Raw genomic sequence first — 11016 nt, forward strand, 5'->3', positions numbered from 1 at the left:
GGGCGGGCCGGGGCACAGACATCCGCAGCACCGCGGTCTGGACGCTGGGACCTGACGGGCAGATCACCGCCAGCGGCCAGCGTTTCGGGCCCGATCGTCTGCCGGTGTTGGCCGATGCGCTGGTCGCGCAGGGGACGCGGGACGTGCTGGTCGTGGTCGGGCAGGGCGCGCGGGTGCAGCAGGTCGTGACCGTGCTGCAGGCGCTGAGCCTGCGCGGCATCACCTCGGTGCAGATCGCCGGCGGCGGGGCGGCGCAATGATCGCCGGCCCGTTCGGAAAGCGCCGGGACCGGGTGCGCATCGACACCTCGCTGGCGATCGTCAACATCGTGCTGCTGTTGCTGTTCTTCTTCCTGATCGTCGGCCAGACCCCGCAGTCGGCCGCAGACATGCGCCTGTCGGAAACCCGCGACCTGCCGCTGAACCAGCTGCCGCGGCCGATCCTGATCGTCCGGGCCGAGGATGACTGGCAGCTGGACGGCCAGCCGGTGTCGCCCGAACTGCTGCCGGCGGCAATGGCCGGTCGCGACCGGCTGCTGCACCTGATGATCGACCGCGAGGCGCCGGCCGAGTTGCTGGTCCGGACCCTCAGCGCCCCCGTCCTCGCCGGCTACGACCTGCGGCTGGTGACGCTGGGCGCGCAGGGGGCGCCGTGATCGGGGCGCGGCGCGAGGCGCCCGACTGGGCCGTCGCCGCCGGCCTGTCCGCGGCGCTGCATCTCGCGGCCCTGGGGTTCGCGCTGTCGCACCCGGCGCTGAGGGTGCTGGCGCCCGAGCCCGCCGCCGAAGCCGCGCCGCTGGAGATCACCGCCATCACCGTGGACCCGGCCGCCGCCCCGGCAGAGCCGCTGCGGACCGTCGCCGCGCCGGCGGGCGAGGTCATCGCCGCCGCCACGACGGCCCCGCTGCCCGCGCCAGCCAGCCTGGCCGTGCCCGCTGGCTCGACGAGGGTGCCGGCCAGCGATCCGGCCGACCTGCCGCTGAAGCCCATCCCCGAGGTGCTGCGTCCCCTCAATGCCCCTGCCGCCATCGCCGCCGCACCCGCCGCGACGGCGCCTCCTCCGCTGGCTCCCGCGCCGCAGGCCGAAGCCCCACCGCCCGATCCACGGCTCCTCGAGCTTGTCGACCGAATCCGCGGCCGGCTGACCGATCCCTGCCTGCTCGCCCTGCCGCAGATCCGGGACGGTGCGCTGGATCTCGCCATCATCGCCGACGACGACCGCGCCATCACGCCGCTGATGGACAGCCTGACCCAGGGGCTGGGCGGGACCGGCATCGGCCGCAACGCGGCACTGCTGGACGCGCGCCAGTGCCCGGCGGTGGGCTTTGCCCGGCGCGACCCGCGCTATCCGGTGTTCGGGCTGGGGCTCTCGCTCGATTCGCAGGCGGTCGCCAGCGGCCAGGCGCTGCGCGGGCGGATCACGAACGGCGAGGGGTATGACACCACGCTGCTGCTGATCGACGACAACGGGGTCGTTCACGACCTGCGGCCGTTCCTGCGGCAGTCGGCGGGCAGCGTCGCCTTCGACGCCCCGGTGGCCCGCGACGGCGCGGCGCGCGAGACGCAGCTGCTGCTGGTGGCGCTGGCGGCGCCCCGGCGGCCCGCGGCGATCGCTGCCCATGCCGGCGAGCTGGCCGGACCGTTCTTCGATGCGCTGTTCGCCGAGATCGGCCAGGACGCGCTGATCGGGGTCGCCAGCGTCTATCTGCGCTGAGCGTCAGTCCAGCGGCGGCCCGCCGGGCCAGCCGGGCGGCGGCTCGGGCAGGTCCGCAGGCCCCTCGATCAGCGCGACGACGATATACGGTCCGACCTGGAAGCGGTCGCCGTGGCGCAGCCGATGCGGGTGGTCCAGCCGCTGCCGCTCGCCCTGCAGATAGGTGCCGTTGGTCGATCGGTCCTGCAGGATCCACGTCTCGCCGTGGCCGAGAACGTCGAAATGATGGGCCGAGACATGCAGGCTCGCATCCGGCAGCACCCAGCCCATGCCGGCGCCGCGGCCGACCGTCAGGCCTGTTTCCGGCACGGCAACGCTGATCGCCTCGCCATTCTCCAGCGTCAGGAAGTTCTCGATCTGCAATCTCAGTGGCATGGGCAAATTCCTATGGCCCGAGTAGCGCAGCGGCAAGCCGGGCGGCTCATGCGCTCCAGCTCTGTTCGACCACCGCCTCCATCGCGACGAAGCTCGAGGTGGCGCTGACATGGGGCAGTGACGAGATGCGCTCGGCCATCAGCTGGCGGAACTCGACCATGTCGCGCGAGCGGACCTTCAGCAGATAGTCGAAGCCGCCGGCGATCATGTAGCATTCCTCGATTTCCGGGATCTTGCGCACCTCGGCGTTGAATTGTTCCAGCGCCCTCTGCCGGGTGTCGGACAGCCGCAGCTGCATGAAGGTCACATGCGTCAGCCCCAGCTTGAGCGGCGACAGGATCGCGCGGTAGCCGGTGATGAGCCCCATCGCCTCCATCTGCCGGATCCGCAGCGCCACGGGTGTCTTTGACAGCCCGACCTTGCGGGCCAGCTCGCTGATCGGGATGCGGGCATTGGCGACCAGTTCCCGCAGGATCTTGCGGTTGGTGGAGTCAAGCTGGTCGGTCATGCCTGCAAAGTGCCGCGAGATTGTTCCGTTAGACCACGATCCTGCGCGTCTTTGGTCAGAACGTCCAGCGCCAAGGCGATATGCCTTGGCCGATATCCTTGCGGAGACGTTGCATGCGCGCCCCTTATTTCTCGGCCTTCACCACCGACGCGAAATACCGGCCCGAGGCCGATCTGGTCGCCGATCTCGTCGCCGCGACGGCGCTGTCGCCCGAGGCCCGCGACCGGATCACCGCCCGCACCGAGGACCTGGTCCGCCGCATCCGCGCCGAGGCCAGCCCCTCGCTGATGGAACATTTCCTGTCCGAATACGGCCTGTCGACCCGCGAGGGTGTCGCGCTGATGTGCCTCGCCGAGGCGATGCTGCGGGTGCCCGACCGCGACACCATCGACGCGCTGATCGAGGACAAGATCGCTCCCTCGGACTGGGGCCGGCACCTGGGCGAGGCGTCCTCGAGCCTCGTCAACGCCTCGACCTGGGCGCTGATGCTGACCGGCAAGGTGCTGGACGACGAGAAGGGCGGCATCGCCGGCACCCTGCGCGGCGCGATCCGCCGGCTGGGCGAGCCGGTGATCCGCGCCGCCGTCGGCCGGGCGATGAAGGAGATGGGCCGCCAGTTCGTGCTGGGTGAGACCATCGGCAAGGCGCTGGACCGCGCCCGCACGCGCGAGGCGCAGGGTTACACCTACAGCTACGACATGCTGGGCGAGGCGGCGATGACCGGCGAGGATGCCGCCCGCTACGACCGCGCCTATCAGGACGCGATCGCGGCCATCGCCGGGGCCTGCGACAAGGGCGCGGTCGAGCTGAACCCCGGCATCTCGATCAAGCTGTCGGCGCTGCACCCCCGCTATGAGGTCGCGCAAGAGGATCGGGTGATGGCAGAACTCGTCCCGGTGGTCCTGCGGCTGGCCCGGCAGGCCAAGGTCGGCGGCATGGGCATGAACATCGACGCCGAGGAACAGGACCGGCTGGTCCTGTCGCTGAAGGTGATTGAGGCGGTGCTGTCGGACCCCTCCCTGGCCGGCTGGGACGGCTTTGGCGTCGTCGTGCAGGCCTATGGCAAGCGCGCGGGCGAGGTCATCGACTGGCTGTATCGGCTCGCCACCCGGCTGGACCGGCGGATCATGGTCCGGCTGGTCAAGGGCGCCTATTGGGACACCGAGATGAAGCGCGCCCAGGTCGAGGGCCTGCCGGGGTTCCCGCTGTTCACCTCGAAGACCGCGACCGATGTCAGCTATCTGGCCAACGCCCGCAAGCTGGTGGGCTATGCCGACCGGATCTATCCGCAATTCGCCACCCACAACGCCCAGACCGTCGCCGCGGTGCTGGAGATGGCGCAGGGCATCCCGTTCGAGTTCCAGCGCCTGCACGGCATGGGCGAGCGGCTGCACGACATCGTGCTGCGCGAGACCAAGGGCCGCTGCCGCATCTATGCGCCGGTCGGCGCGCATCGCGACCTGCTGGCCTATCTGGTGCGGCGGCTGCTGGAGAACGGCGCGAACTCGTCCTTTGTCCACCAGATCGTCGATGAGGCGGTGACCCCGGCCGAGATCGCCCGCGATCCGCTGGCGGCCGTCGGCTCGGCCCGCGCGCCCGCGGGGCTGGCCGCGCCTCAGGCGCTGTTCGGCGACCGGCGCCGCAACTCGATGGGGTTCGATCTGGCCGACGAACAGACGCTGGCGCGGATCGAGGCGGCGCGGTCCGTCCCGGTCCCGGATGCCGGGCCGCTGACGGTGTCGCCGCCCACCGGTGCGCAGCGGCCGGTCCTGAACCCGGCGACGCAGGAGGTCGTGGCGCAGGTGACCGAGGCCGACCCGGAGACCGTCGCCCGCGCCATTGCCGATGCCGCGCCGTGGGACGCCCCCGCGGCCGACCGCGCCGCGGTGCTGCGCGCGGCGGCCGACCTGTACGAACGGAACTTCGGCGAAATCTTCGCCGCGCTGGCGCGCGAGGCGGGCAAGACCCTGCCCGACGCGGTGGGCGAGCTGCGCGAGGCGGTGGACTTCCTGCGCTATTACGCTGCCGAGGGCGAGGCCGTGACCGGCCGCCCGCGCGGCATCATCGCCGCAATCAGCCCGTGGAACTTTCCGCTGGCGATCTTCTCTGGCCAGATTGCCGCGGCGCTGATGGCGGGCAACGCCGTCCTTGCCAAGCCCGCCGAACAGACCCCGGTGATCGCCGCGATCGCGGTGCGGCTGCTGCATGAGGCGGGCGTTCCGCGTTCGGCGCTGCAACTGCTGCCGGGCAAGGGGGGCACGGTGGGAAAGGCGATCACCTCGGACCCGCGCCTCGGGGGTGTGGTCTTTACCGGCTCGACCGCGACGGCGCAGACCATCGCCCGGGCGATGGCCGACAACCTCGCGCCCGGCGCGCCGCTGATCGCGGAAACCGGCGGGCTGAACGCGATGGTGGTCGATTCGACGGCGCTGCCGGAACAGGCGGTGCGCGACATCGTCGCCTCGTCGTTCCGCTCGGCCGGGCAGCGCTGTTCGGCGCTGCGCTGCCTTTACGTGCAAGAGGACATCGCCCCGCATCTGATCCGGATGATCGCGGGGGCGATGGACGAGTTGCGGGTCGGCGATCCGTGGCGGCTTGCGACCGACGTGGGCCCGGTGATCGACGCCGAGGCGCAGGCCGAGATCGCAGGCTACGTCGCCGCCCAGGGCAACCGGGTGATCCACCGGCTGGCGGTGCCCCGGGCCGGCCACTTCGTCGCCCCGGCGATGATCCGCGTCGCGGGCATCGGCGATCTGGACCGCGAGATATTCGGCCCGGTCCTGCATGTGGCGACCTTCCCGGCCGAGCGGCTCGACCGGGTCGTGGCCGACGTGAACGCCCGCGGCTATGGCCTGACCTTCGGCCTGCACACCCGCATCGACGGCCGGGTGCAAGAGATCACCGACGCCGTCCATGCCGGCAACATCTATGTGAACCGCAACCAGATCGGCGCGGTAGTCGGCAGCCAGCCCTTTGGCGGCGAGGGGCTGTCGGGCACCGGCCCCAAGGCAGGCGGGCCGCAGTACCTGCCGCGCTTCCTTGCGCCCGAGCCCGTCCCGGCAGGCGAAGACTGGTCGGACCCGGCAGACACCACGGCGGTGCAGGCCGCGCTGTCGGGCGCGCCGGAAACCCGCATCGGCGAGCGCATGCTGCCCGGCCCGACCGGAGAGCTGAACCGCCTGACGCTCACCACCCGCCCGCCGCTTCTGTGCCTCGGCCCAGGCGCCGATGCCGCGGAGGCCCAGGCCGCCGCCATCCGCGCGATGGGCGGCGCAGCGGTCACGGTCGCAGGCCGCCTCGCGCCCGAGGCGCTGACCACGCTCAGCGGGTTTTCCGCCGCGGTCTGGTGGGGCGACGCGGAGCAGGGCCGCGCCTATGCACGGGCGCTCGCCGCGCGCGAGGGCGCGATCCTGCCGCTGATCACGGCTGCGCCCGACCTCGCCCATGTCGCGCATGAACGGCATCTGTGCGTGGACACGACCGCGGCGGGCGGCAACGCGGCGCTGCTGGCGGGGTGAGGGCGGGGCCGCGCCTGCTGTCTGGCACGCCCGGCGAGTATCTAGCGTCGGCGGCCGGTCTGCGGGCATCGACATGGTCCGCGCCGGTGGCTTGCAAGCCTCCGGCGCGCGCTTCATAAGCGGCGCGGGCGGGCGGTTAGCTCAGTTGGTAGAGCGTCTCGTTTACACCGAGAATGTCGGGGGTTCGAGTCCCTCACCGCCCACCATGCTCACGCCCAAGACCGCTTCCAACACACGGCTCCGAGCCAACCGGATCGCGGGGCGAGTCGGCCAGCGGCGAGACTGCGGTGACAGTCCCCGCTGCGGCGGCGATCAGTAACCTGGTCATGGCTCGGGTCTTCCGGCGCAGCTCGGTCGATCCCCGGCGCTCGACTCGCCGTTCGGCGCGGCGCGCGGCCGGGCTGAGGGCAGGGCTTGCGCGACCACCCCGTCCCCCGCTTAGACTGTTGACCGGGAACCCTGGACTAAGGCATAAACCGATTAACTGAACACGCGTTCAAATAACCTTGGGAGGGGTCATGTTCACGCGCGGCATGGAATTCGATCTGGGCGAGGACGTGAACGCGCTGCGCGAGATGGTGAATCGCTGGGCGCAGGACCGGCTCAAGCCGATGGCGGCGCAGGTGGACCGCGACAACCTGTTTCCCGCTGAACTCTGGGCCGAGATGGGCGAGCTGGGCCTGCTGGGCATCACCGTGTCCGAGGAATACGGCGGCTCGGGGATGGGCTACCTCGCCCACACCATCGCGGTCGAGGAGATCGCCCGCGTCTCGCCCTCGATCAGCCTGTCCTATGGCGCCCATTCCAACCTGTGCGTGAACCAGCTGAAGCTGAACGGGTCCGAGGAGCAAAAGCGGAAATACCTGCCCGGCCTGTGCGCGGGCACCGATGTCGGCGCGCTGGCGATGTCCGAGGAAGGCGCCGGTTCCGACGTCGTGGGCATGAAGCTGCGGGCCGAGAAGCGCAACGGATATTACGTCCTGAACGGGTCCAAGTACTGGATCACCAATGGCCCCGACGCCGACACGCTGATCGTCTATGCCAAGACCGACCCCGAGGCGGGGTCCAAGGGCATCACGGCCTTCATCGTCGAGAAGGGCACCAAGGGCTTCACCCAGGGGCCGCATTTCGACAAGCTGGGGATGCGCGGGTCGAACACCGGCGAGCTGATCTTCGAGAATGCCGAGATCCCGTTCGAGAACGTGCTGGGGACCGAGGGCAAGGGCGTCCGCGTCCTCATGTCGGGGCTGGATTATGAACGGCTGGTGCTGTCCGGGATCGGCACCGGCATCATGGCCGCCTGCCTCGACGAGGTGCTGCCCTATGCCCGCGAGCGGCGGCAGTTCGGCCAGCCGATCGGGAATTTCCAGCTGATGCAGGGCAAGATCGCCGACATGTATGTCGCGATGAACACCGCCAAGGCCTATGTCTACGAGGTCGCCAAGGCCTGCGACGCCGGCAAGGTGACGCGGCAGGACGCGGCGGGGGCGGTGCTGTATGCCTCGGAACAGGCGATGGTGCAGGCGCACCAGGCCGTGCAGGCCCTGGGCGGGGCTGGGTTCCTGAACGATTCCACCGTCAGCCGGCTGTTCCGCGACGCCAAGCTGATGGAGATCGGGGCCGGCACCTCGGAAATCCGCCGGATGCTGATCGGCCGCGAGCTGATGGCGCTGGACTGAGGGGCAGGGGCGATGGGCATCCGCCGCGCGATCGTTTTGCTGGGGCTGCTGGCCGCGCCTGCCGCCGCGCAGGCCCCGGCACTGCCCGATGCGCCGGCGGGGCAGGCCGAGGCCGAGGCGATCGCCGCCTGCCTGTCGGCGCCGCCGGTGACCGACGACCCGGCCTCGTGCGTGGGGGTGATCGCGGAAAGCTGCCTGACCCGCGCCGATGGCACGGTGGACAATGCGCTGCGCTGCATCGCCGGGGAGACCGCCGGCTGGCAGTTGCGGCTGGACGCCGCCCTCGCCACGCTGCGCGACGACGCGGCCGCTTCGGATTCGGTGGCGGCGGACACCCCTGCGGCCGAGCCCGCTGCCGCGCGGCCCAGCCGGGCGGCGGCGCTGGACCGGGCCCAGTCGGCGTGGCTGGCGTGGCTCGCCGCCGAATGCGACTGGCACCGCTTGGGCTTCGACCCCGAAACCGCCGATGTCGCCGCCGCAGAATGCCGCCGCGATGCCATCGCGGACCGGGTGCTGCGGCTGGGGCCGCGCAGCGCAGCGGTGGACGGGCCATGACCGCGATGCTGACCCCGATGCTGCCGCCGGGCAGCTACGCCGACGCCCGCGCGGCCTTCCGCTGGCCCGTGACCGACGCGATGAACATGGGCGCGCAGACCGTCGACGCTCCTGCCGCCGCCGCGCCCGATGCCACCGCCGTGCTGGAATGGTCGCCGCAGGGCGTCGTCCGCCACAGCCGCGCGGCGCTGCGCGACATGACCGACCGGCTGGCGCACGCGCTGTCGGCCGAACCCGGCGCGCGCATCGGTGTCCTGCGCACCCAGTCCGCCTGGACCGCCGCCGCCCATGCCGCGATCTGGAAATCCGGCGCGATCTCGGTGCCGCTCGTCAAGCTGTTCGGGGACGAGGCGCTGCGCCTGCGCCTGACCGACGCCGGCATCACCATCGTGGTGACCGACACCGAGGGCCGCGCCATGCTCGCCCCCTTCGGCCTGCGGGTCATCGTCCCCGAGGAGGACGCCCTGCCCGAGGCCGGGCCGTTCCCCGCCGCCGCCACCGGCCCCGAGGACCCGGCGGTGATGATCTACACCTCGGGCACAACCGGGGCGCCCAAGGGCGCGCTGCACGGCCACCGGATGCTGACCGGCCACCTGCCGGGCGTCGAGATGAGCCACGACCGCCTGCAACCCGGCCGGGACGTGCTGTGGACCCCGGCTGACTGGGCCTGGATCGGCGGGCTCTTCGACGTGGCGATGCCGGCGCTGGCGCTGGGCATCCCGGTCGTCGCCGCGCGGCTGCCCAAGTTCGACGCTGACACCTGCCGTCGGCTGATCGCCGAATGCGGCGTGACCGCGACCTTCCTGCCGCCGACCGCGCTGCGGATGCTCAAGGCGGCCGACGCGGCGATCCCGGGCCTGCGCTCGGTCGCCTCGGGCGGCGAGACGCTGGGCGCCGAGACGCTCGACTGGGGCCGGCGCGCCTTTGGCCTGACGATCAACGAATTCTACGGCCAGACCGAATGCAACATGGTCGCGTCCTCGGCCTCGACGCTGTTTCCGGCGCGTCCGGGCAGCATCGGCAAGGCGGTGCCGGGGTTCGACGTGCAGGTGATCGACGCGGCGGGCCGGCCCACCGACGGCGAGGGCGACATCGCCATCCGCAGCCATATGTCAGGGGGCGGGGCCGCCTCGATGTTCCTCGGCTACTGGAACCGCCCCGAGGCCACGGCCGAGAAGTTCCGGGGCGACTGGCTGGTGACCGGCGACCGCGGCGTGATCGAGGACGGCTATATCCGCTTTGTCGGCCGCGACGATGATGTGATCACATCATCGGGCTATCGGATCGGCCCCTCCGAGATCGAGGATGTGCTGCTGAAGCACCCCGCCGTCGCCGCCGCCGGCGTGATCGGCAAGCCCGATCCGCTGCGGACCGAGATCGTCAAGGCCTATGTCGTCCTGCGCGAGGGGATTGAGGCGTCGGACTCGCTCGCCACGGAATTGCAGGACCACGCCCGCACCCATTGCGCGGCCCATTCCTATCCGCGCGAGATCACCTTCCTCGACGCGCTGCCGATGACCGTGACCGGCAAGGTCATGCGCCGCGAGCTGCGCCGGCTGGCGGAGGGCGAGCCATGATCCTGCGCACACAGCCGCGGCGCGCCCGGCGCCGCAGCCCGCAGCCTCGGCCGGGTTCAGAACTTCATCACATACGCGGCTTGCACTGCGATCGGGTCGATCTCGACCTCGCCGATCTTGCTGCCGTTCAGATAGACGTCGCTGTCGATGTCGATCCAGCGCAGCGTGCCGCGGATGGCAGACTTGTCGTTCAGCCACCAGTCCGCCCCCGCCTGCAGCGCCAGGCCGAAGCTGTGCTTGAGGTCAAGGTCGGCCCCGTCCAGCGCGCCCTGCGTGTCCTCGCCCCAGAAGCTGGTGTAGTTGAGGCCGATCCCGGCATAGGGCCGGAAGGCCGAGCCGGTGTCCCAGTGATAATTGACGCTCAGCACCGGGGGCAGATGCTTGACGCTGCCGACCTTGCCCACGCCCTTGATGTTGACGTCGTGCTGGAACGGCGTCGCGGCCAGCAGTTCGATCCCCACGTTGTCGCGCAGGAAATATTCGACCGTCAGCGTCGGGCGGGTGTTGCCGTCGACCTCGACGTCCAGGCTGCCCGCGACCGTGCCATTGTCGTCTTTCGGCTGCACGCTGCCGGCGCCGATCCCCACGGTCCATTCCCCCGCCGACTGCGCGGCAGCGGGCAGGGCGGTTGTGCCGGCGATCAGGGAGGCGATGCAAAGCGTCTTCATCGGAACTCTCCGTCATGCTGTGACGATGCGGGCATGACCCCGCGGTCGCGGTATCGGCATGATCCAGATCAACTTTCCGGTCCGGTTGCCGCGGCTGCGACAACGCGCCACGCCGGTTCGCACTGTCAGGAGCCCGCCGCATGAAGCTGCGCACCACCGCCTTGCCGTCCTCCGACGCCTTCCGCGCCAACCGCGCCGCGCATCTTCAGATGCTGGACACCGTCCGCCAGGCGGCCGAGGCGGCGGCGGCCGGCGGCGGCCCTGAGGCGCTGGCCCGCCACACTGCGCGCGGCAAGATGCCGCCGCGGGAACGGGTGGCGAACCTGCTCGATCCCGGTTCTCCGTTTCTGGAAATCGGCGCTACCGCCGCGCACGCCATGTATGACGGCGCAGCGCCGATTTCCAGAAACGGAGAACCGGGAT

10 protein-coding genes, 1 tRNA gene and 1 pseudogene are annotated in these 11016 nt (G+C 71.1%); 9 read left to right on the forward strand and 3 right to left on the reverse strand.

Annotated elements, in window-relative coordinates:
• The 3 genes from IC63_RS18550 to IC63_RS15260 form a co-directional block, all read left to right on the forward strand.
• On the forward strand, positions 1-260 hold a 260-nt coding region (locus IC63_RS18550; protein WP_036721973.1), incomplete at its 5' end, for a hypothetical protein.
• Positions 257-655 carry a biopolymer transporter ExbD gene (locus tag IC63_RS15255; RefSeq protein WP_036721976.1) on the forward strand — a complete coding sequence of 133 codons (399 nt, stop codon included), beginning with the start codon at positions 257-259 and terminating at the stop codon, positions 653-655. The genes IC63_RS18550 and IC63_RS15255, both read left to right, overlap by 4 nt.
• Positions 652-1713, forward strand: a complete 1062-nt coding sequence (locus IC63_RS15260) for a hypothetical protein (RefSeq protein ID WP_036721978.1) — start codon at positions 652-654, stop codon at positions 1711-1713. Before IC63_RS15255 ends, IC63_RS15260 begins: the two co-directional genes overlap by 4 nt.
• A gap of 3 nt (positions 1714-1716) precedes the next feature.
• On the opposite strand, the gene IC63_RS15265 is transcribed toward IC63_RS15260, so the two are convergent.
• Both IC63_RS15265 and IC63_RS15270 read right to left on the reverse strand, forming a co-directional pair.
• Complete coding sequence (locus tag IC63_RS15265; protein WP_198026346.1) at positions 1717-2088, reverse strand: FHA domain-containing protein; 372 nt, start codon at positions 2086-2088, stop codon at positions 1717-1719.
• Positions 2089-2134: 46 nt separating this feature from the next.
• Positions 2135-2596, reverse strand: coding sequence for an Lrp/AsnC family transcriptional regulator (locus tag IC63_RS15270; RefSeq protein WP_036721983.1), 462 nt, complete (start codon positions 2594-2596; stop codon positions 2135-2137).
• Positions 2597-2709: 113 nt separating this feature from the next.
• Between IC63_RS15270 and putA the strand changes: the two genes are divergently transcribed.
• The 5 genes from putA to IC63_RS15295 all read left to right on the forward strand — a co-directional run bounded on the left by putA (position 2710) and on the right by IC63_RS15295 (position 9925).
• Positions 2710-6114: a bifunctional proline dehydrogenase/L-glutamate gamma-semialdehyde dehydrogenase PutA gene (gene putA / locus IC63_RS15275; protein WP_036721986.1), complete on the forward strand. Its 3405-nt coding sequence runs from the start codon at positions 2710-2712 to the stop codon at positions 6112-6114.
• A gap of 130 nt (positions 6115-6244) precedes the next feature.
• Positions 6245-6320 (forward strand) — tRNA-Val (locus IC63_RS15280).
• 312 nt (positions 6321-6632) lie between these two features.
• Positions 6633-7793, forward strand: coding sequence for an isovaleryl-CoA dehydrogenase (locus tag IC63_RS15285; protein ID WP_036721987.1), 1161 nt, complete (start codon positions 6633-6635; stop codon positions 7791-7793).
• A gap of 12 nt (positions 7794-7805) precedes the next feature.
• Positions 7806-8348 carry a lysozyme inhibitor LprI family protein gene (locus tag IC63_RS15290; protein WP_036721990.1) on the forward strand — a complete coding sequence of 181 codons (543 nt, stop codon included), beginning with the start codon at positions 7806-7808 and terminating at the stop codon, positions 8346-8348.
• Complete coding sequence (locus IC63_RS15295) at positions 8345-9925, forward strand: AMP-binding protein (protein WP_232222641.1); 1581 nt, start codon at positions 8345-8347, stop codon at positions 9923-9925. Before IC63_RS15290 ends, IC63_RS15295 begins: the two co-directional genes overlap by 4 nt.
• A 56-nt stretch (positions 9926-9981) precedes the next feature.
• Here IC63_RS15295 and IC63_RS15300 read toward each other — a convergent pair whose 3' ends face one another.
• Positions 9982-10593 (reverse strand): OmpW/AlkL family protein, encoded by a 612-nt coding sequence (locus IC63_RS15300; protein ID WP_036721993.1) that lies wholly within the window; start codon positions 10591-10593, stop codon positions 9982-9984.
• Positions 10594-10733: 140 nt separating this feature from the next.
• On the opposite strand from IC63_RS15300, the pseudogene IC63_RS15305 reads away from it, so the two are divergent.
• Positions 10734-11016 (forward strand): annotated as a pseudogene (locus tag IC63_RS15305) (methylcrotonoyl-CoA carboxylase); the annotation flags it as partial.

The organism is Paracoccus sphaerophysae (assembly GCF_000763805.1).
In the GTDB taxonomy this organism is placed as follows: Bacteria; Pseudomonadota; Alphaproteobacteria; order Rhodobacterales; family Rhodobacteraceae; genus Paracoccus; species Paracoccus sphaerophysae.